Annotated in this window: 26 protein-coding genes; 14 read left to right on the top strand and 12 right to left on the bottom strand. The window is 71.0% G+C overall.

Features of this window, described 5'->3' with window-relative positions:
• Positions 1–8: 8 nt before the first annotated feature.
• The 7 genes from ABIE67_RS31655 to mce all read right to left on the bottom strand — a co-directional run bounded on the left by ABIE67_RS31655 (position 9) and on the right by mce (position 9,773).
• Positions 9–881 carry an ABC transporter permease subunit gene (locus tag ABIE67_RS31655; protein WP_370264792.1) on the bottom strand — a complete coding sequence of 291 codons (873 nt, stop codon included), beginning with the start codon at positions 879–881 and terminating at the stop codon, positions 9–11.
• Entirely contained in the window at positions 878–2,158 is a 1,281-nt protein-coding gene (locus ABIE67_RS31660; protein ID WP_370264793.1) for an ABC transporter ATP-binding protein, read from the bottom strand. Before ABIE67_RS31660 ends, ABIE67_RS31655 begins: the two co-directional genes overlap by 4 nt.
• Positions 2,159–2,288: 130 nt before the next feature.
• Complete coding sequence (locus ABIE67_RS31665) at positions 2,289–3,059, bottom strand: ABC transporter permease (protein WP_370264794.1); 771 nt, start codon at positions 3,057–3,059, stop codon at positions 2,289–2,291.
• 2 nt (positions 3,060–3,061) lie between these two features.
• Entirely contained in the window at positions 3,062–4,045 is a 984-nt protein-coding gene (locus ABIE67_RS31670; protein WP_370264795.1) for an ABC transporter ATP-binding protein, read from the bottom strand.
• A gap of 86 nt (positions 4,046–4,131) precedes the next feature.
• Positions 4,132–5,067 (bottom strand): cellulose-binding protein, encoded by a 936-nt coding sequence (locus ABIE67_RS31675; protein WP_030046672.1) that lies wholly within the window; start codon positions 5,065–5,067, stop codon positions 4,132–4,134.
• Positions 5,068–5,250: 183 nt separating this feature from the next.
• Positions 5,251–9,099 carry a polarized growth protein Scy gene (gene scy / locus ABIE67_RS31680; RefSeq protein WP_370264796.1) on the bottom strand — a complete coding sequence of 1,283 codons (3,849 nt, stop codon included), beginning with the start codon at positions 9,097–9,099 and terminating at the stop codon, positions 5,251–5,253.
• A gap of 233 nt (positions 9,100–9,332) precedes the next feature.
• Positions 9,333–9,773, bottom strand: coding sequence for a methylmalonyl-CoA epimerase (gene mce, locus ABIE67_RS31685; RefSeq protein WP_234762212.1), 441 nt, complete (start codon positions 9,771–9,773; stop codon positions 9,333–9,335).
• Between the two features lie 148 nt (positions 9,774–9,921).
• Between mce and ABIE67_RS31690 the strand changes: the two genes are divergently transcribed.
• The 3 genes from ABIE67_RS31690 (at position 9,922) to ABIE67_RS31700 (ending at position 13,994) form a co-directional block, all read left to right on the top strand.
• Positions 9,922–11,118 (top strand): acetyl-CoA C-acetyltransferase, encoded by a 1,197-nt coding sequence (locus tag ABIE67_RS31690; RefSeq protein ID WP_370264797.1) that lies wholly within the window; start codon positions 9,922–9,924, stop codon positions 11,116–11,118.
• A gap of 38 nt (positions 11,119–11,156) precedes the next feature.
• On the top strand, positions 11,157–12,113 hold the full coding sequence (meaB, locus tag ABIE67_RS31695) for a methylmalonyl Co-A mutase-associated GTPase MeaB (RefSeq protein ID WP_370269131.1): 957 nt from the start codon (positions 11,157–11,159) through the stop codon (positions 12,111–12,113).
• Positions 12,114–12,713: 600 nt separating this feature from the next.
• The gene (locus ABIE67_RS31700) at positions 12,714–13,994 is read left to right on the top strand and encodes an MFS transporter (RefSeq protein WP_370264798.1); all 1,281 of its coding nucleotides are present in this window, start codon (positions 12,714–12,716) and stop codon (positions 13,992–13,994) included.
• 118 nt (positions 13,995–14,112) lie between these two features.
• Here the strand turns inward: ABIE67_RS31700 and ABIE67_RS31705 are convergent, their stop codons facing one another.
• Complete coding sequence (locus ABIE67_RS31705; RefSeq protein ID WP_370264799.1) at positions 14,113–14,802, bottom strand: PepSY domain-containing protein; 690 nt, start codon at positions 14,800–14,802, stop codon at positions 14,113–14,115.
• 140 nt (positions 14,803–14,942) lie between these two features.
• Here ABIE67_RS31705 and ABIE67_RS31710 point away from each other — a divergent pair, with 140 nt between their 5' ends.
• Complete coding sequence (locus ABIE67_RS31710) at positions 14,943–15,620, top strand: response regulator transcription factor (protein WP_370264800.1); 678 nt, start codon at positions 14,943–14,945, stop codon at positions 15,618–15,620.
• Positions 15,617–17,047, top strand: coding sequence for a sensor histidine kinase (locus ABIE67_RS31715; RefSeq protein WP_370264801.1), 1,431 nt, complete (start codon positions 15,617–15,619; stop codon positions 17,045–17,047). The genes ABIE67_RS31710 and ABIE67_RS31715 overlap by 4 nt, the downstream gene beginning before the upstream one ends.
• 12 nt (positions 17,048–17,059) lie before the next feature.
• Here ABIE67_RS31715 and ABIE67_RS31720 read toward each other — a convergent pair whose 3' ends face one another.
• The 4 genes from ABIE67_RS31720 to ABIE67_RS31735 form a co-directional block, all read right to left on the bottom strand.
• Positions 17,060–17,536 (bottom strand): MarR family winged helix-turn-helix transcriptional regulator, encoded by a 477-nt coding sequence (locus tag ABIE67_RS31720; protein WP_370264802.1) that lies wholly within the window; start codon positions 17,534–17,536, stop codon positions 17,060–17,062.
• 101 nt (positions 17,537–17,637) lie between these two features.
• A complete protein-coding gene (locus tag ABIE67_RS31725) occupies positions 17,638–18,453 on the bottom strand; it encodes an AIM24 family protein (RefSeq protein WP_370264803.1) in 816 nt (271 codons plus the stop codon).
• On the bottom strand, positions 18,450–19,100 hold the full coding sequence (locus tag ABIE67_RS31730; RefSeq protein ID WP_370264804.1) for an AIM24 family protein: 651 nt from the start codon (positions 19,098–19,100) through the stop codon (positions 18,450–18,452). The genes ABIE67_RS31725 and ABIE67_RS31730 overlap by 4 nt, the downstream gene beginning before the upstream one ends.
• A 1-nt stretch (position 19,101) precedes the next feature.
• The gene (locus ABIE67_RS31735; protein WP_062718476.1) at positions 19,102–19,734 is read right to left on the bottom strand and encodes an AIM24 family protein; all 633 of its coding nucleotides are present in this window, start codon (positions 19,732–19,734) and stop codon (positions 19,102–19,104) included.
• A 189-nt stretch (positions 19,735–19,923) separates the two neighbouring features.
• Between ABIE67_RS31735 and ABIE67_RS31740 the strand changes: the two genes are divergently transcribed.
• From ABIE67_RS31740 to ABIE67_RS31780, 9 genes are all read left to right on the top strand, one after another.
• Complete coding sequence (locus ABIE67_RS31740) at positions 19,924–20,268, top strand: DUF3817 domain-containing protein (protein WP_370264805.1); 345 nt, start codon at positions 19,924–19,926, stop codon at positions 20,266–20,268.
• On the top strand, positions 20,265–20,558 hold the full coding sequence (locus ABIE67_RS31745) for an MTH1187 family thiamine-binding protein (protein ID WP_370264806.1): 294 nt from the start codon (positions 20,265–20,267) through the stop codon (positions 20,556–20,558). Before ABIE67_RS31740 ends, ABIE67_RS31745 begins: the two co-directional genes overlap by 4 nt.
• Before the next feature lie 583 nt (positions 20,559–21,141).
• Positions 21,142–22,287: a SchA/CurD-like domain-containing protein gene (locus ABIE67_RS31750; protein ID WP_370264807.1), complete on the top strand. Its 1,146-nt coding sequence runs from the start codon at positions 21,142–21,144 to the stop codon at positions 22,285–22,287.
• A gap of 68 nt (positions 22,288–22,355) precedes the next feature.
• A complete protein-coding gene (locus tag ABIE67_RS31755) occupies positions 22,356–22,820 on the top strand; it encodes a cupin domain-containing protein (protein ID WP_370264808.1) in 465 nt (154 codons plus the stop codon).
• The gene (locus ABIE67_RS31760; protein WP_370264809.1) at positions 22,817–24,088 is read left to right on the top strand and encodes a beta-ketoacyl synthase; all 1,272 of its coding nucleotides are present in this window, start codon (positions 22,817–22,819) and stop codon (positions 24,086–24,088) included. Before ABIE67_RS31755 ends, ABIE67_RS31760 begins: the two co-directional genes overlap by 4 nt.
• Positions 24,085–25,332 carry a ketosynthase chain-length factor gene (locus tag ABIE67_RS31765; protein WP_370264810.1) on the top strand — a complete coding sequence of 416 codons (1,248 nt, stop codon included), beginning with the start codon at positions 24,085–24,087 and terminating at the stop codon, positions 25,330–25,332. The genes ABIE67_RS31760 and ABIE67_RS31765 overlap by 4 nt, the downstream gene beginning before the upstream one ends.
• Positions 25,333–25,354: 22 nt before the next feature.
• Entirely contained in the window at positions 25,355–25,621 is a 267-nt protein-coding gene (locus tag ABIE67_RS31770) for an acyl carrier protein (protein ID WP_370264811.1), read from the top strand.
• A gap of 1 nt (position 25,622) precedes the next feature.
• Complete coding sequence (locus ABIE67_RS31775; RefSeq protein WP_370264812.1) at positions 25,623–26,078, top strand: SRPBCC family protein; 456 nt, start codon at positions 25,623–25,625, stop codon at positions 26,076–26,078.
• Entirely contained in the window at positions 26,063–26,383 is a 321-nt protein-coding gene (locus ABIE67_RS31780) for a TcmI family type II polyketide cyclase (protein ID WP_370264813.1), read from the top strand. Before ABIE67_RS31775 ends, ABIE67_RS31780 begins: the two co-directional genes overlap by 16 nt.
• Positions 26,384–26,414: the final 31 nt, after the last annotated feature.

Below are 26,414 nucleotides of genomic sequence, written 5' to 3' on the forward strand. Positions count from 1 at the left end.
GCAGAGGCTCACACGTCCCGCTTCTCCAGCAGCGCGTAGGCGCCGGCGAACGCGGCCGCGGTCACGCCGAGCATGATCCACAGGGGGTCCCAGCCGGAGGGGCCGGAGTCGCTGAGGGACTGGGAGTAGAAGACGCTGAGCTGGTTCGGGATGGAGTACTCGATCAGGGCGTCCTGGAGGTCCTTGAGCGACTCCGAGAACATGAACAGCGCGATGACCAGCGGGGCCAGCAGGACACCGATCATGATCGTGATCGCGCCCGCCGAGTGCCGGATGACCGAGCCGACGACGAGCGAGAGCAGGCCGAGCAGCGCGATGTAGGCCGAGATGCCGACCGTGCCCTTCAGCCATTCCGAGCCGGACGGCTCCCGCGCCCCGTCCAGGATGGCCACGTCCGCGAGGGCGACCAGGAGGGCCGACGTCAGCGTCACGACGAACGCGACGACGAAGAACACGATCGCCTTCGCCGCCAGCACGCGGCCGCGGGTGGGGCACGCGGTCATCGTGGTGCGGATCATGCCGGTGCCGTACTCCGAGGCCGTGGTCAGCACGCCGAGCGTGATGATGCAGATGCTGCCGAGCAGCAGCCCGAAGAAGCCGAATCCCAGCGGGCTCTCACCTCCCAGGCTCCCGTCCGACGCGTTGGCGGCGATCAGCGCGGCGACCGACACGCCGATGCCGACCACGAGCAGCACGAACACGCCGAGCGTCCACATCGTGGAGCGCACCGAACGGATCTTCGTCCACTCCGAGGCGAGCGCGTGCCCGAGGTGCGTGCGCACGATCGGGATCGGCGAGTTGTAGGTGGGGTACGACGAGCCGGGCGCCGCCTGCCAGTTCGGTGCGGCGGTCTGCGGCATCGGAGGCTGGGGCGTGCTCATCGGGCGTCCTCGGGCTTGGTCGGGGCGGCAGGGGCGGAGGGTGCGACGGGCGCGGCCGCGGGTGCGGGTGCGACGGACGGCTGTGCCGGGGCCTGCGTCGGCGCGGCGGGGGGCTGCGCCGGGCCCTGGGGCGCCTGGGGCGCGTGCTGGGCGTACGGGTTGGGTGCGTCCGCCCCCGGCGCCGCAGCGGGCGCGCCAGGGGCGCCGTACGGCCCCGGCCCGCCCTGCGGCGCGGCGAACGGCTGCGCGCCCTGCTGGGGCGGCGGCGGGGCGTACCAGCCGGGCTGGCCCTGACCCGGCACCGGCATCGGCGGCTGCGCGCCCGGCGGCAGCGGCTGCTGGAGCCCTTCCTTCTGGTCGATCGTCGAGCGGTAGTCGACGGCGCCCTGCGTCATCCGCATGTACGCCTCCTCCAGCGAGGCCTGGTGCGGCGACAGCTCCCACAGCCGTACGTCGGAGTCGTGCGCGAGGTCGCTGATGCGGGGGAGCGGCAGCCCGGTCACCCGCAGCGCGCCGTCCTGCTCGGGCAGCACATGCCCGCCCGCCTCGGTGAGCGCGCCGGCCAGCTTCTCGCGCAGCTGCGGCTCGGTGTCGGGCGTACGCACCCGGGCGAAGCCGGCGGAGTTCGCCGCGATGAAGTCCCTGACGCTCATGTCGGCGAGCAACTGGCCGCGCCCGATCACGATCAGGTGGTCGGCGGTCAGCGCCATCTCGCTCATGAGGTGCGAGGAGACGAAGACGGTACGGCCCTCGGCCGCGAGCGACTTCATCAGGTTGCGCACCCAGAGGATGCCCTCGGGGTCGAGGCCGTTGACCGGCTCGTCGAACAGCAGCACCTGGGGGTCGCCGAGCAGCGCGGCGGCGATGCCGAGCCGCTGGCCCATGCCGAGCGAGAAGCCCTTGGAGCGCCGCCGGGCCACGTCCTGGAGGCCGACCACGCCCAGGACCTCGTCCACGCGCCGGGCCGGGATACCGGACAGCTGGGCCAGGGACAGCAGATGGTTGCGGGCGGCCCGGCCGCCGTGCACGGCCTTGGCGTCCAGCAGGGCGCCGACCTGGCGGGGGGCGTTGGGCAGCTTGCGGTACGGATAGCCGCCGATCGTGACTTGTCCCGCCGTCGGGTTGTCCAGGCCGAGGATCATCCGCATCGTCGTCGACTTGCCCGAGCCGTTGGGGCCCAGGAAGCCGGTGACGGAACCGGGCCGCACCTGGAAGGACAGGTTGTACACAGCGGTCTTGTCGCCGTAGCGCTTGGTCAGGCCGACTGCCTCGATCATGCTCCGCACCCATCGAAAGGTTCAGGACAGCGGGGCACACGCCCCCCGTAAGGGTTAGGAGGATACCGAGGCGCTGACGGTTCCACTCAAGGGCAGGTAAAACTTCGCGCGCCGACGGCCAGGACAGGCCCTAGGCATCCCGCTTTCTGAGTGTGAGGTAGCCGCCGACGAGCGCCGCGATCACCCACAGCACCATGATCCCGAGGCCGCCCCAGGGACCGTACGGTGTCTCGTCGTCGACCGGCGTGACGACCTGCATGACCTTGCTGCCGGCCTGGTCGGGCAGATAGCGGCCGATCTTCTCGGTCGCCGAGACATTGCCGAGGATGTTGGAGACCAGGAAGAAGAACGGCATCAGGATGCCCAGCGACAGCATCGGCGAGCGCAGCATCGTGGCGACGCCCATCGAGAACATCGCGATGAGGGCCATGTAGAGCCCGCCGCCGATCACCGCGCGCAGCACTCCCGGGTCGCCGATCTCCGCCCGGTGGCCGCCGAGCATCGCCTGCCCGAGGAAGAAGGTGACGAAGCTGGTCGCCAGGCCGACGACGAGCGCGAGGCCGGTCGCCACCGCGATCTTGCTGGCCAGGAAGGTCCCGCGGCGCGGCACGGCGGCCAGCGAGGTGCGGATCATGCCGGTGCTGTACTCGTTCGACACGACGAGCACGCCGAACACGATCAGCGCGAGCTGACCGAGGGTCATCCCGGCGAAGCTGATGTAGGTCGGATCGAAGGAGAGCCGGTCCCGGTCGCTCATGTTGTCGAACTCGCTGTTCGACAGGGCCGAGATCAGCACCCCGAGGGCGATCGTGACCACCACGGCGAGGGAGAGCGTCCACACGGTGGAGGCCACGGACCGGATCTTGGTCCACTCGGAGCGGATGACCTGGGTGGCTGCCATGCTCAGCTCCTCCTCCACTCGTCGCCCCACGCCTGCTGCTGTTCCTGCAGCCGCAGGCGCTGTTGCTCGCGGGGCAGGGCGTCGGCGTGCGCGTGGTACTCCACCGACTCCGCGGTCAGTTGCATGAACGCCTCCTCCAGGGAGGCCTGTTGCGGGCTCAGCTCGTGCAGCACGACCCCGTGCCGCGCCGCCAGCTCACCGATCTGCTCCGCCTTGCTGCCGTCGACCTCCAGCGTGCCGTCCCCTCTCTCCACGGCCGTGATCCCGGACGTGTGCAGGACGTCGAGCAGCCGCTCCCGCTGCGGGGTGCGGATACGGACGTACGACCGCGAGTTCCGCTCGATGAAGTCGGCCATGGACGTGTCGGCGAGCAGCCGTCCCTGTCCGATGACCACGAGGTGGTCGGCGGTCAGGGCCATCTCGCTCATCAGGTGGGAGGAGACGAACACGGTCCTCCCCTGGGCGGCCAGGGATTTCATCAGGTTCCGGATCCAGTGGATGCCCTCGGGGTCGAGCCCGTTGACCGGCTCGTCGAACATCAGGATCCGTGGATCTCCGAGCAGCGCGCCCGCGATCCCGAGCCGCTGTCCCATGCCCATCGAGAAACCCTTGGTCTTCTTCTTCGCGACCGCCGTCAGCCCGACCGTCTCCAGCACCTCGCGTACCCGGCTCCGCGGAATGCCGTTGCTCTGCGCCAGGCACAGGAGGTGGTTGAAGGCAGTGCGCCCGCCGTGCCACGCCTTGGCCTCCAGCAGGGCGCCGATATACGTCAGCGGGTCCTTGAGCTGGTCGTAGCGCTTACCGTCGATACGGACGTGGCCGGCGGTGGGATGGTCGAGGCCGAGGATCATCCGCATCGTCGTGGACTTCCCGGCGCCGTTGGGGCCGAGGAAGCCGGTGACGATGCCCGGTCTGACGGCGAAGGTGAGGTTGTTGACGGCCACCTTGTCGCCGTACCTCTTGGTCAGCCCCTCAAGCTCGATCATGCCGCCCACGCTAAAACGGGACAAAGCCCTCTGCCACCCCAGTGGCAGAGGGCTTTGCCAGAATTCAGCAGATGTGCGCCGGATCGTTACCGGGTCTGCTGGGCGGGAACCCCGCGGGAGATCGGCTCGTCCTCGGCCGGGGTGCCGGCGGCGGCCACCGCGGCGCCCGTGAGGGTCGCCAGCATCTCGCGGACGTTCGTCAGCTGAGCGTTGATGCTGTCGCGGCGGTTGGTGAGGGCCGCGAGCTCGCGCTCGGATTCCGAACGGATACGGTCGGCCTTGGCGTTGGCGTCCGCCACGATGTCCTCAGCCTGACGCTGGGCCGTCTCCACCGTCTGGCGGGCCCGGCGCTCGGCGTCGGTCCGCAGCTTCTCCGCCTCCAGACGCAGCTGCTCCGCGCGGTGCTCGATCTCCGCGAGGCGCTTCTCCGCCTTCTGCTGACGGGACGCCAGGTCGCGCTCGGACTGCTCGCGGCGCTTGGCGAGGTTCGTCTCGAAGTCGGCGGCGGCCTGCGCGGCCTTCGCGCGGGTCTCCTCGAAGAGGGCGTCGGCCTCCTCGCGCTTGGACTGCGCGTCCTTCTGCGCCTCGGAGCGCAGCTGCGAGGCGTCGCTCTTGGCCTTCTCGACGATCCGGACGCCTTCGTCCTCGGCCTTGGCCTTGCGCTCCGCAGCGAACGATTCTGCGTCGTTGCGGACCTGCTGGGCCGCCGACTCCGCGAGCTCGCGGTGCTGCTCGGCCGCGCGACGTGCCTCCTCGCGCAGATCCTTGGCCTCTTCCTCGGCGAGGCGGAGGATCTTCTCGACACGCGCGCCGAGACCGGCGTACGACGGCTCCGCGTCGGTCACCTGAGCCTGGGCGTTCTGCGTCTCGAGGTGGAGCTCCTCGATGCGCTTTTCCAGAGCGGTGATGCGGGCGAGAGCGCTGTCACGGTCGGAGACGAGCTTGGAGATCCGTTCGTCCACCTGAGCGCGGTCGTACCCACGCCGCACTAGCTCGAAGCCGTAGGGGGAAGTGTCGCTCATGGGGTTCCTGTCGAATGAGACCGGTGAGGTGATAAGTGGAATCCTAGGGGCCGAAGCGGTGTGTCATCGAGCGGATACGTGTTTGATCTGGAGAATGAGACCCCTTTTGAGTGGCTAACCGTCGGACGGCTTGCCAAAAACTTGGTCAAAGGCCCCAGGAGACACCGGAACCCGCTCGCTCCGCTAGCTCTCTGACGACTTGCCACCCGATCGAGGGGCGCCGACCGTCGCACCCGCCTTGACCCCGCCGTCCTTCGCCCCGGCGGGTGCCTCGAAGGACTCCAACGCCTCCAGAACGTCCTGGACACGGGAGATTTCGGCGTTGATGTCCTCGCGGCGCCGCACCAGGACCTCCAGCTCGCGCTTGCCCTCCTCGACCGTGCGCTTGGCCTCGCGGATCGCCTCGGCCTTGAGCTCCTCGGCCTCCCGGATCAGCGTGGACCGCTTCTGCTCGGCCTCCTTCAGGAGCCCCTCGGCCTTCTTCACGGCGGCGATACGGACCTTGCCCGCCTCGGAATTGGCCTCCGAGACCAGCTCCTTGGCCTTCGCCTGCGCCTTGGCCAGCTGCTCCTCGGCGGCCTTGATGAGGGCGTCGCAGCGGTCGCCGGTTGACTTCATCGTCTCGGCGGCCTCGCGGCGGGCCCGCTCGTGCAGCGACTCGATCTCGGTCGTGATGCGGTCGCGCAGCTCCTCCGCGCGCTCCCTGATCGAGGTGGCGTCCCGACGGGCGCCGACGAGCAGCTCGTCCGCGTCCGTGCGGGCCTTCTCCACCATCGAGTTGCCCTCGACCGTCGCCTCGGAGACCAGCCGGTCGGCCTCCTTGCGGGCGGCGCCCACCATGGTGTCGGCCTGGCCCTCGGCGTCCGCGGTCGTCTTGTGCGCCTGCTGCTGTGCCTCGGTGAGCAGCTTGTCCGCCTCGGCGGTGGTCTCCGTGATGAGCTTGTCGACCTGCTCGGCCGCCTCGGAACGCCGCTTGTTCGCGGCCTTGCGGGCCTCGTCGAGGGTGCGCTCGGCCTCCTCGCGCGCGGACGCCACCAGAGCCTCGGCCTTCGCCTCCGCGTCGGCCTTGACCCGCTCGGAGTCACTGCGGATCCGCTCGGCGTGTTGCTGCGCGGACCCCACCGTCTCCGCGGCCTCGGCGCGCAGCCGCTCCGCCTCCGACGTGGCGTCCCCGACCAGCTTCTCGGCCTTGGCGAGCGCGTCGGTGCGCACCCGGTCGGCCTCCGCGATCGTCTCCGACTGGAGCCGCTCCGCCTCGGAACGCGCCTCGGTGATGAGGGTGTCGGCCTGCGTCGCCGCGTCCGACCGGATCCGGTTGGCGTCCTCGCGGGCGTCGGCCCGGGTGCGCGACGCGGCCTGGTCAGCCTCGGCGATCGCGTCGGAGGCCTCCGTACGCACCCGCTGGGCGTGCTCGGCGGCGTCCGACCGCAGCCGCTCCGCCTCGGCGATGGCCTCCCCGACCGTGCGCTCGGCGAGGGACTTGGCGGCCTCGGACTCCTCGTTCGCCTCGCGCCGGATGCGGCCCGCGTCCTCGCTGGCCCGCTCCCGCTCGGCGTAGGCGTCGGAGCGGACCCGGTCCGCCTCCTCCTGCGCCTCCCGGCGGGTACGGTCCGCCGCGTGCTCGGCGGCGCTGCGCAGCCCGGCGATCTCCTCCTGGGCCTGCTCGTGCAGCCCGGACACGGAGTCGCGGACCTGTTGGGCGTGCTGCTCGGCCGCCGACACCATCTCGGTGGCACGCCGGTCGGCCTCCTCGACCAGACGCACCGCCTCGGCCTGCGCCTCCTCCACCCGCTTACGGGCGGAGGCCAGCAGCTCCTCGCTCTGCTCGCGGGCCCGCTCGCGCTCCTGGTCGGCCTCCTGGCGGGCGGAACCGAGGAGTTCCTCGGCCTCGCGGCGGCGCCGGGCGGCCTCCTCCTGGGCGGCGGCCAGCGTCTCGGACGCCTCCGTGCCGAGCCGCTCGGCGGCTGCCTGCGCCTCCGCGCGGACCCGGTCGGCGGTGTCCTGCGCCTCCGACTTCAGCCGCTCGGCCTCGGCCGCGGCTTCCGACCTGAGGCGTACGGCGATGGCCTCGCCCTCGGCACGCGACGCGGACGCGTCCGACGCGGCCTCGTTGCGCAGCCGGTCGGCCTCCTCCTCGGCCTGCTGCTGCAGCGTGCGGATCCGCTCGGCGGCCTCGGTGCGCAGCCGGTCGGTCTCCTCGGCGGCCTCGCGCCGGATGCGCGCGGCCTCCTCACGGGCGTCGGTCAGCGCCTGCTCGGCGGAGGCGAGACGCTGTTCGGCCTCCGACTGCAGCCGCGTCAGCTCCTCGGCGGCTTCCGCCCGGCGACCCTCTATGGCCCGCTCGGTCTCCTCGCGCAGCTCCCGCGCGGCCCGCTCGGCGTCGGACTTGATGCCCTCGGCCTGCTCGACGACCTCCTCGCGGTGCCGTTCGGCCTCCTGGCGGGTGCGCTGGAGGGTCTCCTCGGCCTGGCGGCGCAGCGTCGTCGCCCGCTCGATGGCCTCGGTGCGGACCTTCTCGCTGTCCGACGTGGCCTTCTGGCGCAGCTCGTCCGCGTCCTGCCTGGTCTTGGAGAGCAGCTCCTCGGCGGTCTTGGCCGCCTCCTCGATCTGCTGGACGGCCTCCTTGCGGGCCTCCGCGCGGATCTTCTCGCCCTCGGCCACCGCCTCGGAGCGCAGCTGCTCGGCCTCGCCGCGCAGCCGGCGGGCCTCCTCCTGCAGCTCGACCGTCTTGGCGCGGTACTCCTTGGTGTCGTCCTTCGCCGACCCCTTGAGCTGCTCGGCGATGTCGTGCGCCTCGGCGCGCAGCCGGTCCGCCTCGGCCTCGGCCTCGGTGCGGATCCGCTCGGCCTCCTCGGCCGCGGCCTTGGTGGTGTTCTGCGCGTCCTCCTGCGCCTTGTTGAGGACGTCCTCGGCCGTCTTGGCCGCCTTGGACAGCTGGGTCGCGCTCTCCTCGGCGGTGATCGTGCGGGCCTTCTCGGCGGCCTCGGCGACGATCTTCTCGGCCTCGGCACGCGCGTCGGCGACGATCTGCTCGGCGTCCGCCTTGGTGCTCTCGGCCTCCTTGGTGGCCTCGCTGACCAGGCGGGCGACCTGCTCCTTCGCCGTACGCGTGCGCTGCTCGTTGGCCGACTCGGCGCCGGCGAGCGTCTTCTCGGCGGCCGTCTTGGCCTCGGTGATCAGCTTCTCGGCCTCGGACTGCGCCTTGCGCAGTGCCTCCTCGGCCTCCGTCATGCGCTGCTCGGCGGCCCGGCTGAGCTCGGTGGCCTGGCGCCGGGCGGCGTCCGACTCGGTCGCGGTGGAGCTGCGCAGCTGCTCGGCGTGGTCGGTGGCCTCCTGGGCCTGCGTGGAGGCGGCGTTCAGCAGCCGCTCGGCGTCCGTACGGGCCCGGAGCAGGATCTGCTCGGCCTCCGCACGGGCCTCCTCGGCCGCGCCGGTCAGACGCTGCCGGGCCTCGCTGGTCAGCCGCTCGGCCTCGGCACGCGCGGCCGCCATGGCCTGCTCGGCCTCGGCACGCGACTCATCGAGGAGCCGGCGGGCCTGCGACTCGCTGCGGGCGCGCAGCTGCTCCGCCCACGCCACGTTCTCGTTGACGTGCGACTCGACGGTCTGCCGCCGCTCGGCCAGCTCCTGGTCCAGCTGCTGGCGGCGGGTCACCGCCTCCTGGTGCAGCTCGGCCTGGAGCCGGGCGGCCTGCTCGGCGTGCTCCTGGAGGATCCGCTGGGTCTGCGCCCGGGCCTGGCTCAGCTCCCGCTCCGCCTCCTGGCGCAGCTGGTCGGCCTGGACCTGGGCGTTCCGCAACAATTGCTCGGCCTGATAGCCGATGTCACCGCCGTCGAAGGCCGGCCGGGACATGATGGTGCGCCGCGCCTCGTGCAACTTGGCGCGCAGCACCTCGACCTGGTAGCCGAGGTCCTCGGCGTGCTGGATCGCCTTTTCCCGCTCGGTCTTCAGCCGATCCATCTCGGCCTCGAACCGAGAGAGGTGGTCGACGTCAGCCGCCGGCTCTCGCTCCTGGCGTTCGTAGCCCCGCACTGCGCGGTCCCATCCGTCCCCTGGTCGCAAGTCTCTCCATACGAGCACCGTCCATCCGCCGAACGGGGCCCCCGGGGAATGGTGTCAGATCAACGGCGGAGCACGGGCTGTTGCCCCACCCTCGTCCCCCGAAACCCGGACCCCGGAAACGGTCCCACCTTTGACGGAGGGGCCGGGTCACCCTGGACTGAGCGGCGACCGCCCCCAACCCTACCGGCCCATATGTACGGGGGTCAGTGCTCAGGTGACTCAACAGGCGCCGAAGTGACCAGTTCTGTCAGTACGCCGTGGCAATCCTTGGGGTGCAGGAAGGTGATTCGTGACCCCATGGAGCCGCGCCGGGGCTCTTCGTACAGCACGCGTACGCCCTTGCCCTTGATGTCGGCGGCGTCGCCGTCCACATCCGCCGTACCGAAAGCGATGTGGTGGACACCCTCGCCGTTCTTGTCGAGCCACTTCGCGACCGTGGAGTCCGGGCGCGTGGGTTCGAGAAGCTGCAGGTAGGAGGCGCCGCCGTCGGAGGTGTCGTTGATCTTGAGCATGGCCTCGCGGACGCCCTGCTCCTCGTTGACCTCGGAGTGGAACACCTCGAAGCCGTACGTGGCCCGGTAGAACTCCACGGTCTTGTCCAGGTCGAAACAGGCGATCCCGATGTGGTCGATTCGCGTCAGCATGGAATTCAGTGCAGCGCCCCGGACGTGGTTACGCAACGTGCGCGCGATCACACCGACGGCCCGGTGACGGCACGGAGTGCCACTCAGTACATTCGAAGTAAACCCTCGTTCACTCCTCGGCTGTCCAGCTGGAAGGGGATCGCACCTCATGTCTTCTGGAACTACCTCTGTGATCGTCGCGGGCGCGCGTACGCCCATGGGACGGTTGCTCGGTTCACTGAAGTCCTTCTCCGGAGCCGACCTCGGCGGCTTCGCGATCAAGGCCGCCCTCGACCGTGCGGGGATCGGTGGCGACCAGGTGCAGTACGTGATCATGGGCCAGGTGCTGCAGGCCGGCGCGGGCCAGATCCCGGCACGCCAGGCGGCCGTGAAGGCCGGCATCCCGATGAACGTCCCGGCGCTCACCATCAACAAGGTGTGTCTGTCCGGCCTGGACGCGATCGCGCTCGCGGACCAGCTGATCCGCGCCGGCGAGTTCGACGTGATCGTCGCGGGCGGCCAGGAGTCCATGACCAACGCCCCCCACCTGCTGCCGAAGTCCCGCGAGGGCTTCAAGTACGGCGCGATCGAGATGATCGACGCGATGGCGTACGACGGTCTGACCGACTCCTTCGAGAACATCGCCATGGGCGAGTCCACGGAGAAGCACAACACCCGCCTCGGCATCCGGCGCCCCGAGCAGGACGAGATCGCCGCCCAGTCCCACCAGCGTGCGGCCGCCGCTCAGAAGAACGGCATCTTCGAGGCCGAGATCACCCCGATCGAGATCCCGCAGCGCAAGGGCGAGCCCGTCGTCTTCAGCAAGGACGAGGGCATCCGCGCGGAGACCACGGCGGAGTCGCTGGGCAAGCTGCGCCCTGCGTTCTCGAAGGACGGCACGATCACGGCGGGTTCGGCGTCCCAGATCTCGGACGGCGCGGCCGCGGTCGTCGTCATGAGCAAGGCCAAGGCGCAGGAACTCGGCCTGGACTGGATCGCCGAGATCGGCGCCCACGGCAACGTGGCGGGTCCCGACAACAGCCTCCAGTCGCAGCCCTCCAACGCCATCGCGCACGCCCTGAAGAAGGAGGGCCTGGAGGTCTCCGACCTCGACCTGATCGAGATCAACGAGGCCTTCGCCGCCGTCGCGGTGCAGTCAATGAAGGACCTCGGAGTGTCATCGGAAAAGGTGAACGTCAACGGCGGAGCCATCGCCCTGGGGCACCCGATCGGTATGTCGGGTGCGCGGCTCGTCCTGCACCTGGCGCTGGAGCTGAAGCGGCGCGGCGGCGGCGTGGGCGCGGCCGCGCTGTGCGGTGGCGGTGGCCAGGGTGACGCGCTGATCGTGCGGGTACCCAAGGCCTGAGTTCTCCTTGTAGGACCTCTTTCGTGAACGGAGCTGTGATGCAGGACGTCTCCACCCTGGTGGCCCAGGCCAGGGAAGGCCGGCCGCGGGCCGTGGCCCGGCTGATCTCCCTGGTGGAGGGGGCGTCCCCGCAGCTGCGGGAGGTCATGGCGGCACTGGCCCCGCTGACGGGCAACGCGTATGTGGTGGGGTTGACGGGCTCGCCGGGTGTCGGCAAGTCCACGTCGACGTCGGCCCTGGTCACGGCATACCGCAAGCAGGGCAAGCGGGTCGGCGTCCTGGCCGTCGACCCGTCCTCGCCCTTCTCGGGCGGCGCCCTGCTCGGCGACCGGGTGCGGATGTCGGACCACGCCTCCGACCCCGGCGTCTACATCCGCTCGATGGCGACGCGCGGCCACCTGGGCGGTCTGGCCTGGGCCGCCCCGCAGGCGATCCGGGTCCTGGACGCGGCGGGCTGCGACGTGATCCTGGTCGAGACGGTGGGCGTGGGCCAGTCGGAGGTCGAGATCGCGTCCCAGGCCGACACTTCCATGGTGCTGCTGGCTCCGGGGATGGGCGACGGCATCCAGGCCGCGAAGGCGGGCATCCTGGAGATCGGCGACGTCTACGTCGTCAACAAGGCCGACCGCGACGGCGCCGACGCCACCGCCCGCGAGCTCAACCACATGCTCGGCCTCGGCGAGTCCCGCGGCCCCGGCGACTGGCGCCCGCCCATCGTCAAGACGGTCGCCGCGCGCGGCGAGGGCGTCGACGAGGTCCTGGAGGCCCTGGAGAAGCACCACGCCTGGATGGAGGAACACGGCGTCCTCACGGAACGCCGCCGCGCCCGCGCCGCCCGCGAGGTCGAGACCATCGCCGTCACCGCCCTCCGCGAACGCATCGCCGACCTCCACGGCGACCGCCGCCTCGGCGCACTGGCGGAGAGGATCGTCGCCGGGGAACTGGATCCCTACCGGGCGGCCGACGAACTGGTGGCGGGGCTCACGCAGGCCTGAGTCCAGTTTCCGTGGCAAACCCTGAGCGGGTGTCTCGGCGACGGCGCGGCGGGGGCTGTCGGCGCGGTCGGCTGTGAGCGCGTGGCCGGCGTGCGTCGGCGGCCCCGTTCGGGTGGGTCGGCCGGGTGGGTGGCTCGCCGGTGTGGCGGGAGGTGCCTGTGCGGTCGGCCGTGAGCGTGCGGCCGGGGGGCCGGAGGCACTTCGTACGGGTGGCCGAAGGGCCCGCTCGGTTGCGCGCTGAGGTTTCCCTTGCGCAGGAGCGTCCCCGGCCCGGCGTCTCGGCACCGGATCCGTGGGGTCTGTTCGTGCGGCATGCGCACACGAGCGGCTTGCGCGCGCCGGCGGTCTCTCGTGCGGGTGGCCGGGCGTGGGGCGCTCGTGGTCGTGTCGGCGTCGACGGCCCTCGATGCTCAGCTGCCTGCACTCGGTCGGCTCCCGTCGATTCGGCGTGGTCAACTCCAGGACCCCGCTGCTAGGTTCATTCCCATGTACCTCCTCTTGGCGTAGGGCCCGCCCTGCCCGCGCACGGTGGACGGCCCTCGGCCGTGACCGTCGCGGCGTTCCGGCGTCCCCTTTTTCGCCTCGAGTCGAGGAACTTCCGTGTCTTCCACGTCTGTCGTGCGGCCTTCGTATGCCGCCGTTCTCCGGATCCCGTACGCCCGCCGCACCTTCGCCGCCGCCCTGCTGGGCAGGCTGTCGTACGGCATCGTCCCGCTGGCCGTGATGCTCGCCGTGACCCGGGCCACCGGGTCGTACGCGGTGGCGGGCTTCGTGATGGCGCTGTTCTCCGGGACCAGCGTCTTCCTGTCGCCCGCGAGAGCGGCCCTGATCGACCGGTTCGGGCCGCGCCGGGCGCTCGTGCCGATGGTCGCGGCCTACACCGCGCTGCTCGGGTTGTTGACGGTGATCGTCTGGCGTCCGGGCGTCGCCTCGCCGCTCGCGCTGGGCGCCGTGACCGCCGCCGCGGGGGCCTGCACCCCGCCGCTGGGGCCCACCATGCGGGCCGTGTTCGCCCGGCTGGCCCCCGACAAGGCGCTGCTGCAGCGCGCCTACAGCCTGGACGCCGTCGCCGAGGAACTGCTCTTCGTCTCGGGCCCGTTGCTGGTCGGCGTGATCGTCGGGTTCGCCCCGCCGGCGCTCGGGATCGTCGTCGGAGCGGTGCTGATCGCGGCCGGGACGGCTGGGTTCGTGGCCTCGCCCCCGGTGCGGGATCTGACGCCCGGCGACGCGAAGGCGGCGAGGGCGCGCGGCAAGGGCCGGCGTCGGGCCCTGCGTGGGATCGGGCGGCCCGTGATCGCCGCCGCGGGGGTCGGGCTCGCGCTGGGGGCCGTCGAACTGCTGGTCGTGGCGTTCGCCGAAGGGCGTGGCCACGGCAGTGAGAGCGTGGCCTGGGTGCTGGCCGCCCTGTCGGCCGGAAGCGCCGTCGGCGGACTCGCCAACGGGGCCGTCGTGTGGCGCATCGCGGCAGGGCAACGGCTGGCGCTGCTGGCCGCCGGCCTGGGCCTGGCACTGCTCGGCGCGGGACTGGCCCCGGGAATCGGCACACTCGCGACGGCCATGGCGGTCGCCGGGCTCTTCGTGGCCCCGGCGATCACCACGGCGTATCTCATCGCCGACGAGGCCGCCGCCCCCGAGGCCCGGGTCCAGGCCGGGGCCTGGGTGAACACCGCCGTCAACGCCGGGGGTACGGCAGGCACCGCGGTCGCCGGGGCGCTGGTCGGACGGCTGCCGACGGGATGGTGCTTCGCGGCGACCGGTGCGGTGACGCTGCTCGCGGCGGTGGCCGTGGCCGTGACGAGGGGCGCCACCCGTGACGGGCGCGCCCCTGAGGTGGAGGACATGGGGGAGGTGGGGGACGGGGGTGCCGTGCGGGCGGCCTGATGGCCGTCGCCGCCGCGGCTGTCGTGGGCTTCCACGCTTGCGGCGGCGAGGGGCGCCACCCGTGAGGGGGCGCCCCTGAGCCAGTGGGGGACGGAGGTGCGGTGCAGCGGGCCCGACGTCAGTCGTCGTCGCCGTCGCGGTCGTCCTGACCGTTCCGGTCGTCCTGGGCGTCGTCGTGGTCCTGGGTGACCTTGCCCGTCTTGAGGTCGACCTTCCACTCGCCCTTCGTGGTCTCCACGCTCCAGGCCGCGGGGCCGTCGTCGTCGAGGTCGACGTCGGTGACGGTGCCGTTCGCCGCCGCGGCTTCGGCGGCTTCACGGGCGTCCACGCTCGCGCCCTTCAGCGCGGTGAGGTCCTCGCGGCCGTCGTTGTCGTCATCGTCGTCGCGCTGGGCGCCGAGGACCTTGCCGTTGTCCGCGGAGACCCGGACGTCGTGGTCGGTGCCGTCGCCCTGCACGACGTTGACCTCCCAGACATTCGAGCGGTCGTCGTCCAGGTCGGCGGCGACGGCCGTGCCCGGCGTGTGCTTCAGCGCGGCCGCGATCGCGTCGTCGGCGGTGACCTTGGCGGCGGCTGCCGTACGGTCGTCCGTGGCGTCGTCGCCCCGGTCGTCGGCGGCGTCGTCCGCCCTGTCCGCCTTGTCGTCCGCCGCGTCCTCCGCGCTGTCGTCCCGGTCGTCGGTGACCCGGATGCCGGACTGACGCTGCGTGGGTGCGCTGTCGTCGTCACCGGACGCGTAGGCCGCGACGGTGCCGCCTCCGATCAGGGCCGCGGCGGCGACGGTGGCGATGACGATGTTGCGCTTCATGGGGTTCCCTCCCGGGTGATCACGTTTCACGTCGGTTCGTATGACTTCGTTTCGACGAGGACCAATCTGCCGAACCGACGCTGAGCGGAACCTGAAGCCCCCTGAAGAGATCTTCAGCTTCGCTTTGCGAACCTTTACGCATGCGCCTGTTGATCGTGGAGGACGAGAAGCGGCTGGCCCTGTCGCTCGCCAAAGGCCTGACGGCCGAGGGGTACGCCGTGGACGTCGTCCACGACGGCCGGGAGGGTCTGTACCGGGCCTCGGAGGGGTCGTACGACCTCGTGATCCTCGACATCATGCTGCCCGGCATGAACGGCTACCGCGTCTGCGCCGCCCTGCGCGCCGCCGGCCACGACGTGCCGATCCTGATGCTCACCGCCAAGGACGGCGAGTACGACGAGGCCGAGGGGCTGGACACCGGCGCCGACGACTACCTCACCAAGCCGTTCTCGTACGTCGTCCTCGTCGCCCGCGTGAAGGCGCTGCTGCGACGCGGGGGACAGGGGGCCGGGGCCTCGCCCGTGCATGTCCACGGGGACCTCAAGGTCGACACCGCCGCCCGCCGGGTCTTCCTCGGCGACGGCGAAGTGGTCCTCACCACCAAGGAGTTCGCGGTCCTGGAGCAACTCGTGGTGCGGGCCGGGGAGGTGGTGTCCAAGGCGGAGATCCTGGAGCACGTCTGGGACTTCGCCTATGAGGGAGATCCGAACATCGTCGAGGTGTACATCAGCACGCTGCGGCGCAAGCTGAGCGCCGGGCTCATCCGGACGGTGCGCGGGGCCGGTTACCGGCTGGAGAGAGCGGAGGCGACGCCGTGAGGGGCCCTGTGTTCGGTTCCGTCCGGTCCCGGGCGACGCTGGCCGCCACCCTGGTGGTCGCCGTCGCGCTGGTCGCGGCCGGGACCGCCGTACTGCTGTCGCTGAGGTCCAACCTGGTCGGGCAGGCCGGCACGGAGGCGGAACACACCGCACGGGCCGTCGCCACCGACATCGCCCTCAAGCGGCCCGACCAGCCGCTGTCGGTGGACAACGACGAGCCCGTCCAGGTCCTCGACGACAACCACAACCTGCTCGCGGCCAGCGATGACCTGGAGCGGATCAGCGGCACCGGCAGCACGGCGGTGCGGCCCCAGCCGCAGACCTCGCCCGGCCGGGCCGAGAGCGGTGAGGACTCCGACGACGAAGCCGACGACGACTCGGCCCTGGAATCCCTCGAACCGGGCGAGATCAGCGAGCACACCAGCTTCACCAACGGCACCGCCACGCTCGACGGCGAGACCGACGACTACCGCTTCGCCAAGGTCCACGTCGAGGTCGAGGGCCGGGGCCGGCTCACCGTGTACGCGGGCGCGCCCCTCTCCGCCGAACAGGGCGCCGTCCGGACGGCGTTGACCGTCATGCTGATCGGCTTCCCGCTGCTGCTCGCCGTCGTCGCGGGCGTCACCTGGCTGGTCACCCGGCGCGCCCTGCGCCCGGTGGAGGGCATCCGCACCGAGATGGCCGCGATCACCGCGTCCGAGGACCTCGCGCGCCGTGTGCCGGTGCCGGACACGCACGACGAGGTCGCCCGTCTCGCGCTGACCACGAACGAGACGCTGGCCGCGCTCCAGACCTCGGTGGAGCGCCAGCGCAGCTTCGTCGCGGACGCCTCGCACGAACTGCGCAGCCCGATCGCGTCCCTGCGCACCCAGCTCGAAGTGGGCGCCGCCCACCCCGAGTTGCTCGACCTCGACGGCGCCGTGGAGGACACCGTACGGCTCCAGGGCCTCGCGGCCGATCTGCTGCTGCTCGCCCGTCTGGACGCGGGAGAGCGGCCCGGCGACACGCGGTTCGACCTGGGCGCGCTCGCCCGCGAACAGGCCGAGGGGCGCGCGGGCGTGACCGTGGACGCGCGGGTCGTGGAGGTGGCCGGGTCACGGGCGCAGGTGGGGCGGGTGCTCACCAACCTGCTGGACAACGCCCGGCGGCACGCCCGCTCGGCGGTCACCGTGACCGTCCGGCAGGAGGGGGACCGGGCCGTGGTGGCCGTCGCCGACGACGGGGACGGGGTGGCCGAGGCCGACCGGGAGCGGATCTTCGAGCGGTTCGTACGGCTGGACGAGGCCCGTAGCCGCGACGACGGCGGCGCCGGACTGGGCCTGGCCATCGCCCGCGACGTCGCCGTACGGCACGGTGGCACGCTCACCGTGGGCAGGGCGCCGGCGGGCGGAGCCCTGTTCGAACTCCGCCTGCCGCAGGCTAACTAGGGCCTGTCCGGGTTACGGGCGCCCCCGCTGGCCGCGCAGGTGCTCCGCGATGGGCTTGAGGGCCTTGTCGAGCTCTGTCATGGACTCGGGGGCCAGCAGGTCGATGAAGTGCCTCCGCACCGATGCCACATGATGCGGCGCGACCTTCTGCATGGTCTCCATACCGTGCTCGGTGAGGACCGCGTAGAGCCCGCGGCGGTCGGACTCGCAGTTCTCACGCCGGACCAGGTTCGCGTTCTCCATCCGGGTGATCTGGTGGGAGAGGCGGCTCTTGGACTGGAGGGTGGCCGACGCGAGGTCGCTCATCCGCATCCGTACGTCCTCGGACTCGGAGAGATTCACCAGGATCTCGTAGTCGTTCATTGTCAGGCCGAACGGCTGCAGGTCCTTTTCGAGCTGGTACGTCAAGAGCCTGTTGACCTCCAGGTGGGTGCGCCAGGCGCACTGCTCCGCATCGGTCAGCCAGTGGGTGGCCGTCTCGGTCTCCATGAATGAAGTCTACCTAAAAAGTTGAAAGGCGAACTAGCGAGGGTTTTCTGTGACATCCCTGTGTGCGCACACGTTCGATGTCACACTCCGCAGACTACCGCTCACAGCCCGAAGCGACGCTGGAGGTCTCCCAGCTGTCCGGGAAGGCGCTGTGTCCCGGCCGTCTGTGAAGGGCCTGTGTGCGTCCCGCCGGCACCCGGCACTCCGGCCTCCGGCGGAACCGCCCCCGTGGCCTGCTCGGCCATCAGGGTCTCGGTCGACTGGAGCAGGACCGTACCGGCTCCGACGAACTCGAACTGATGCTCCTCTCCGGAGGCCCCGCCGAGGCCTGTCAGTGCACGTAGACCGCCCATTACGCCGGTCATATAGCCATGGTCGTAGTGGTGGCACGGCGACGGGCAGTCGGCCCAGCCGACGAGGGCCTGCGGGTCCACCCGGATCGGGGGTTCCATGAACACCACTGGACCGTTAGATGCGGCCACGAACTTTCCGGTTCCGATCAGTGTCAGAAAACCCGGCACGATCGATTGCTTGAGGGCGAGACTTGGCTGAAAAGCGAGAAGGTTGCCCGAGCGAATGGTCAGATTGCCGTCTTCGAGGTCGTACGAGTTCACGTCGAAGGCCCGGTCGGCCAGCAGCATTTTCCCCGAGCCCTCCGCCACGACCCAGTCGCTCGCGTGCAGAGGCGAATGAAAGGACGTACGGACAAGACGGTCGAGTCGGCCGTGCCCGACGCCGTTGAACTCCATCGAGCCGTAGTAGGCGATCATCTTCCCCTTCTGCAGGAACCACTGGCTCCCCTTGAGCTCCACGCAGAAGGTGTAGGCGTTGACGTTGTCGTCGGAGGGCAGCGTCGTCGGGTCCAGGACGACGGGGCCGCCCAAGGCTCCGCCGCCGGGGGTTCCGTAGGGGCTCACAGCTTCTCCTCCGACGCCTGGACGTACACCGCACCGCTCCCGCTGAGCTCCAGCTGGAAGGCCTCGCCGGAGCCGCGCCCCACCATGTCCCGCCAGCCCAACGCCGTCGACAGCTTGTTGCGCACGTCGCCGTGGTGGGCGACATAGGCCTGGGGATCGACGTGGACGGGCCGCTCCGGGGTGATCGGAATCTCGAAGACCCCGCCATGCGCCATGACAGCCACCGCCCCGTGCCCCTTGAGGGTCGTGGTGAACAGCCCCTGCCCGCTGATCTGGCCCCGGACCATGCCCATGACGCCGCCCTGCGAGCCGAGGAACATCGTGCCCTGCTGGAGCGTGCCCTCGAAGGCGAGAAGGCGGTCCGCCTCCACGCACAGGGTGTCGCCGGAGAGGTTGATCACCTGGATGTGATGGCCGCCGTGCCCGAAGAGCACGGTGCCGCTGCCCTCGACGCTCATCAGCGGGGTGTCCTCGTTCGCCACCCGGCGCCCGATCATCGACATGATCCCGCCCTGGCCGCCGGCCGTGTTCGGGGTGAAGGACACCTCCCCCTTGTAGGCGAGCATCGCCCCGCGCTGACTGAACAGCCGCTGCCCGGGCACGACCACGGCCTCGACCATCTTGGAGTTGACCTCACGGAAGCCCATCTCACACGTCCCCCGCGATCGTGTTCCGCTCGCTCGGCTGTACGTACACCAGCCCGTCCCCCTCGAACCGGATCTGGAAGGCCTCGCCGCCGCCCTCGCCCATGAGCGTGCGGAAGGTCACACCGGACTGGAAGGACTGCCGCAGATTCCCCTGATGGGCCACATAGGCCCCCGGATCGACGGTCAACGGATACTGCGAACTGACCCGGAGCACCACGGCCGGCCCGTCCGACATGATCGCCGCCTGCCCATGCCCCTCGACCGTGGTCGTGAACAGCCCGTTGCCCTGCGAGGCGCCACGCATCCCCGTAAAGCTGGTCCCCGTCCGCAGCCCCGCATCGGTGGCCAGCAGATTGCTCGACTCCACGTACAGCTTGTCGCCCTGGAGGTTGACGAGATTGATCTCGGAGGCCCGGTCCGCGAACCAGCACGTCCCGTGGCCCTTCACCTCCATCACCGTCATCTGCTCACCGGTCAGGCGCCGCGTCACCATGCCACGCAGCCCCTCACCGCCACCGCTCATCTTCTTGAAGGCCATCTGCCCGTCGTACGCGACCATCGAGCCGTTCTTCGCCTTCACGGCGTCCCCGGTCATGTCGACGGCGAGCACCTTGCTTCCCTGAAGTCGGAACATCGCCACGGGGCGAAGGTAGCCCGCGGCGCCCGCCGCCAACAGATCCTGAGGGTGGACTTCACCCCTGACGGCACCCTGAGGGCCGACCCCCGCCCGCATCCACCCCCAAACGTTTGCCACAATGGGCGAGCGTTTGTGCTTGCGTTCACAAGCGCCCTTCTCTCCCACCGATCCCACCGAAGGTGACCCGTGGACATCAAGACCGCCACCGCCCTCCGCCGCCTCCGCCTCGTCTCGGCCCCCGAGGCGGTGTCGTTCCTGCTCCTGCTCGTCTGCTCGGTACTGAAGCGGACCACGGACTTCAACGCGGTACCCGTGATGGGCGCGGTCCACGGCATCCTCTTCATCCTCTACGTGATCTTCTGGGCGGACGCCTGGAACCGCGCCAAGTGGCCCCTGAAGACCGCGGCCCTCTACTTCGTCCTCTCCGTCCTGCCGACCGGCGGCTTCTTCGCCGACCGCAAGCTCAAGCGCGAGGCCGAGGACGCGGTCATCGCCTCCCGCGCCCGCCAGGAAGGAATCGTCAACGCATGATCGTCGCGTTTTCCGTGACGCCCCTCGGCGTCGGCGAGGACGTGGGGGAGTACGTCGCCGACGCCGTCCGCGTGGTCCGCGAGTCCGGCCTGCCCAACCGCACCGACGCGATGTTCACCTCCATCGAGGGCGACTGGGACGAGGTCATGGACGTGGTCAGACGAGCCGTGGCCGCCGTAGAGGCCCGCGCCCCCCGCGTCTCCCTGGTCCTCAAGGCCGACATCCGCCCCGGCGTGACCGACGCCCTCACCTCCAAGGTGGAGACGGTAGAGCGCCACCTCGCCGAGTAGACGCCGTATCCAAGTCCCCCGCCCGACCGGGGACTTCAGCCCGAAGCGGCAGCCGCGTACGGCGGTGAGGGGACGCGTCGGGGGGTGTCCGCCCGCAGAGTCCGGTGTCAAGAAACAGCACCTCCCGGCAGTACGCCAGCCACCGGACCGAGGACGGACACCCCCCGACGCGGCCCCGACCCACCCACCACCCGCACGCGCTACGCGAACCCCCACACACCGCAACGGGCCGCCGCAGGCACCTCAGGGGCGCGGGGCTGTGTCGAATGTGCGGCTACCGCCGCGTGGGCGCGACCAGCCCCCACTCACCGAGACGGGCCGCCGCAGGCATGTCCGCGCACCCCCACCCCCGCACCCCCACCAACCCGCGCCCCACCCAAGCCACATGCCACCCCCCGGCCCCCGCCTGACAAGGCGTCGAAACCCGCCGGGCACCCCTTCGCGCCCAGTTCCCTCAATTGGCCCGCGCGGCTCGCGGACCCCTATGCCCTGACCCACGATGAAGGCTCAGGGCCGGAACCCGCGTTCGCGCTGGTGGACGAGGACGGCCGCCGCTTGCTCCCGCGAAGGAAGGGTCTGCCGGATGACCACTTCGCCCTACACATCCCAGTCGGCGTTCGACGGCTCCAGGATGCGAGTCCTTCTGCTGGTCGACCTTCACGAAGGCGCCGAGCAACAGTTCCTGGACGCGTACGAGCAGATGCGCGACCGCGTCGCGTCGGTTCCCGGTCACCTCGGTGACCAACTGTGCCAGTCCGTGGAGAACCCGTCCCAGTGGCTCATCACGAGCGAATGGGCCACCGCCCCGCCGTACCACGCCTGGGTGAACAGCGACGAGCACATCGAGACGGTCCGGCCCCTGACACGCTGCGCCCGCGAGCTCCGCTCGCTGCGGTACGGCATCGTCCGCGAGACCGGCGGCGCTCGTGAGACAGGGGGAGCCCGCGAGACCGGCGGCGCCCGCCCCCACACCGGCGGACTCCAGAAGGACGTACGGAGGGGCGACGGGGTAATCCGCCATGCCCTGACCTTCACCGTCAAGCCCGGCTCAGAGTCCAAGGTCGCCGAGATCCTCGCCGGCTACGCCCCGCCCGAGGCCCGCGTCAACGAGACCACCCGCCTGCGCCGCACCACCCTGTTCATGCACGGCAACCGGGTCGTACGCACCGTCGAGGTCGAGGGCGACCTGACGACGGCGCTGCGCCACGTCTCCCGCCAGCCCGAGATCCGGGCCGTCGAAGAGGCCCTCAACCCGCATCTGGAGCAGCACCGGGATCTCACCGACCCCGAGTCCGCACGGACCTTCTTCGCCCGCGCCGCCATGCCGCCCGTCCACCACGTGGCGCGCGGCGGCCCGGAACCGGCCGGCCTCACGCGGCACGCCCTCTACTACCCGGCCAAAGAGGGCTGCGGCATGGCGGTGGCCCGGCTCCTCTCCCGCCAGGACGAGACCGCGGCGGCCGACCCGGCCGGCCCCGTGCACCGCAGCACCGTCTTCCAGCGGGGGGACATCGTCGTCCGCCTCATCGACGTACGGGGTGATCCCGAAGCCGATCCGGTCATGGCGCTCGGCATCCTTGGCCCGAGGAAGGCCGCCGTCCTGGCACGGCTGCTCGACGGCGACGCCCTCGGCGTCGAGGGACCGCTCAGGCGCGACCGGGAGGCGACCCGCCTCCTGACCCACGCCGACATGGCGCTGATCACCGACCGCAGGGCCGCGCAGTCCTGACCGCACAGGGGCCCGCCCAGGGACCCGCACGGGGACCCACACCCCACCGAACGACCTGGAGACAGACCATGGACAAGATGCGCCCGCGCGTCGTGGACCTCAAAGAGATCGAGCCCAACCGCAAGCGCGGCGGCGACCTGCGCACCCTGCTCACCCCTGTCACGGTGGGTGCCACGAGCGGCTTCATGGGCCTGGCCATCATCCGGCCGGGCGAACGCATCAGCGAGCACTACCACCCGTACTCCGAGGAGTTCATCTACGTCGTGGAGGGCCGGCTGGAGGTCGATCTCGACGGAGAAACGTTTCCCCTCCGTTCCGACCAGGGCCTCATGATCCCCATCGACATGCGGCACCGCTTCCGCAACGTCGGCGACGAGGAAGCCCGCATGGTCTTCCATCTGGGCCCCCTCGCGCCGAACCCCAAGCTCGGCCACGTCGACACCGAGGCCCCGGAGATCAGCGACGACGTCCAGGCGTACCCGCTCGTCCAGGGGGAGGGTGCGCAGCCGGAACGCCCAGGGGTGCTGTCATGACCCGGCGCGTGGCGGTCACCGGCATAGGCGTGGTCGCCCCGGGCGGCATCGGGGTGTCGGCGTTCTGGGACCTCCTCTCGAACGGCCGCACCGCGACCCGCGGCATCACCCTGTTCGACCCCGAGGGCCTGCGGTCCCGGATAGCCGCCGAGTGCGACTTCGACCCCCTCGCGCACGGCCTCGACACCGACGTCGTCGAACGCGCCGACCGGTACATACAGTTCGCCCTCGTCGCCGCCCAGGAGGCCGTGGCCGACAGCGGTGTCGACTTCGGTGCCGAGGACCCCTGGCGGGTGGCCGTGTCCCTGGGCAGCGCGGTGGGCGGCACGACCCGACTCGAGCACGACTACGTCCTGGTCAGCGAACGGGGACAGCGCTGGGACGTCGACCACCGCGCCGCCGACCCGCAGCTGCACCGGGCGTTCTCGCCCAGCACACTGGCGGCCGACGTCGCGGAGCGGTTCGGCGCCCAGGGCCCGGTGCAGACCGTGTCCACCGGCTGCACCTCCGGACTCGACGCGGTGGGCTACGCCTTCCACACCATCGAGGAGGGCCGCGCCGACATCTGCATAGCCGGGGCCTCGGACTCCCCGATCTCCCCGATCACCATGGCCTGCTTCGACGCCATCAAGGCCACGTCACCCAACAACGACGACCCGGCACACGCCTCCCGCCCCTTCGACGCGCGGCGCGACGGCTTCGTCATGGGTGAGGGCGCCGCCGTACTCGTCCTGGAGGAGCTGGAGCACGCCCGCGCGCGCGGCGCGCACATCTACTGCGAGATCGGCGGCTACGCCACCTTCGGCAACGCCTACCACATGACCGGACTGACCTGCGAGGGCCTGGAGATGGCCCGGGCCATCGACGACACCCTCGACCACGCGCGCGTGGACCCCACGGAGATCGACTACGTCAACGCGCACGGCTCGGGCACCCGCCAGAACGACCGGCACGAGACCGCAGCGGTCAAGAAGTCGCTGGGCGCCCACGCCTACGACACGCCCATGAGCTCCATCAAGTCCATGGTGGGCCACTCGCTCGGCGCGATCGGCGCGATCGAGGTCGTCGCCTGTGTGCTCGCGCTGGCCCGCCAGGTGGTCCCGCCGACAGCGAACTACGAGACCCCGGACCCCGAGTGCGACCTGGACTACGTCCCGCGCACCGCCCGCCCGCGCAGGCTCGACAACGTGCTCTCCGTGGGCAGCGGCTTCGGCGGGTTCCAGTCCGCGGTGCTCCTGACGGGGCCGAGTGGGAGGAGACGACGATGAGCGGTCAACGCACCCGGCCCACCGCGGTCACCGGCCTCGGTGTGGTCGCACCCAACGGCCTGGACGCGGACACCTACTGGAAGTCCGTCAAGGAGGGCGCGAGCGTACTGGACCGGGTCACCCGGGAGGGCTGCGAGCACCTTCCGCTGCGGGTCGCCGGCGAGGTCCGGGGATTCGACCCGTCGGCGCTCATCGAGGAGACCTTCCTCGTCCAGACCGACAAGTTCACCCACTTCGCGCTGGCCGCCGTCGACGCCGCGCTGCAGGACGCGGGGCTGAGCAGCAGCGCCGCCGACTCGCCGTACTCCGTCGGTGTGGTGACCGCGGCCGGGTCCGGCGGCGGTGAGTTCGGCCAGCGGGAGCTGCAGAAGCTGTGGGGACAGGGATCCCGGTTCGTCGGGCCGTACCAGTCCATCGCCTGGTTCTACGCGGCCAGCACCGGCCAGATCTCCATCCGCAAGGGCTTCAAGGGCCCCTGCGGGGTGGTGGCCAGCGACGAGGCGGGCGGCCTGGACGCCGTCGCGCACGCCGCCCGGGCCGTGCACCGGGGGACTGACGTGGTCGTGGTCGGGGCCGCCGAGGCGCCGCTCGCCCCCTACTCGGGGGTCTGCCAGCTCGGCTACCCCGAGCTCAGCACCGTCGAGGACCCGACCCGCGCCTACCGCCCCTTCACCTCGGCGGCCTGCGGTTTCGTACCCGCCGAGGGCGGCGCCGTACTGGTCGTGGAGGACCTGGAACGGGCCCGGCGCCGGGAGGTGTCCATCCGGGCCACCGTGGCCGGACACGCCGCCACCTTCACCGGCGCCTCGCGCTGGGACCGGTCGCGGGAGGGCCTCGCGCACGCCATTCGCGGCGCCCTCGACGAGGCCGGCTGCGCACCGGAGGAGATCGACGTGGTCTTCGCCGACGCGATGGGCGTACCCGAGGCGGACCGTGCGGAGGCGCTCGCCCTCGCCGACGCCCTCGGCCCGCACGGCACCCGCGTGCCGGTGACCGCCCCCAAGACCGGTATCGGGCGGTCGTACTGCGGGGCACCCCTGCTGGACATCGTGGCCGCGGTGCAGGCCATGGAGCACGGGCAGATACCGCCGACGCCGGGCGTCTTCGACATCTGCCACGACATCGACCTGGTGACCGCCGAGGCCCGCCCGGCCGAGCTCCGCACCGCCCTGGTCCTCAGCCGGGGACTCATGGGCTCCAACGCGGCGCTCGTGTTGCGTCGCGGCCCCGCAAGCGCCGTCTGACAGAACAACAAGGAGAACCCGTATGACCACGGACGTGACCCAAGTGACCGTCGAGGACCTGGCCGCCCTGATGAAGACGGCCGCCGGCGTGACCGTCGACCCGCAGGAACTCGAACGCCGGGTGGACACACCCTTCGGCGAGTTCGGGCTGGACTCGCTCGGCCTGCTCGGCATCGTGGGCGAGCTGGAGAACCGGCACGGCCAGGCGCTGCCCACCGACGCCGAGCGCTGCAAGAGCCCCCGCGCCTTCCTCGACCTCGTCAACGGCGCCCTCACGACAGGAGCCTGAAGTGGCCGGACACACCGAGAACGAGATCACCATCGCCGCACCCGTCGACCTCGTCTGGGACATGACGAACGACCTGGACCGCTGGCCCCAGCTGTTCAGCGAGTACGCCTCCTGCGAGGTGCTCTCCCGCGAGGGCGACACGGTGACCTTCCGCCTGACCATGCACCCCGACGAGAACGGCAAGGTGTGGAGCTGGGTGTCGGAACGGGTCGCCGACCGCGAGAAGCTCATCGTCCGTGCCCGCCGGGTCGAGACCGGCCCCTTCGAGTACATGAACATCGTGTGGGAGTACGAGGAGACCCCCCGCGGCACCCGGATGCACTGGACGCAGGACTTCGCCATGAAGCCCGACGCCCCGGTCGACGACGCCGGGATGACGGAGATCATCAACCGCAACTCGCCCATCCAGATGGAGCTCATCCGCAAGCGTGTGGAGGACGCATGCACCACGCACTGATCGTCGCCAGGATGGCCCCGCAGTCGGCCAAGGACATCGCCGACGTCTTCGCGGCCTCCGACCGCGGCGAACTCCCGCACCTCGTCGGGGTGACCAAGCGCTCCCTGTTCCAGTTCGGCGATGTGTACATGCACTTCATCGAGGCCGAGCAGGACCCGGGACCCGCCATCGCGAAGGTGGCCGGACACCCCGAGTTCGTCGACATCAGCAAGCGGCTCGAAGCCTTCGTCAGTCCCTACGACCCCGAGACCTGGCGGAGTCCGAAGGACGCCATGGCGCGCTGCTTCTACCAGTGGGAACGCTGACCACGGGGAAGCCGGACGACAAGGGCCGCCG

The organism is Streptomyces sp. V4I8, assembly GCF_041261225.1.
Lineage (GTDB): Bacteria > Actinomycetota > Actinomycetes > Streptomycetales > Streptomycetaceae > Streptomyces.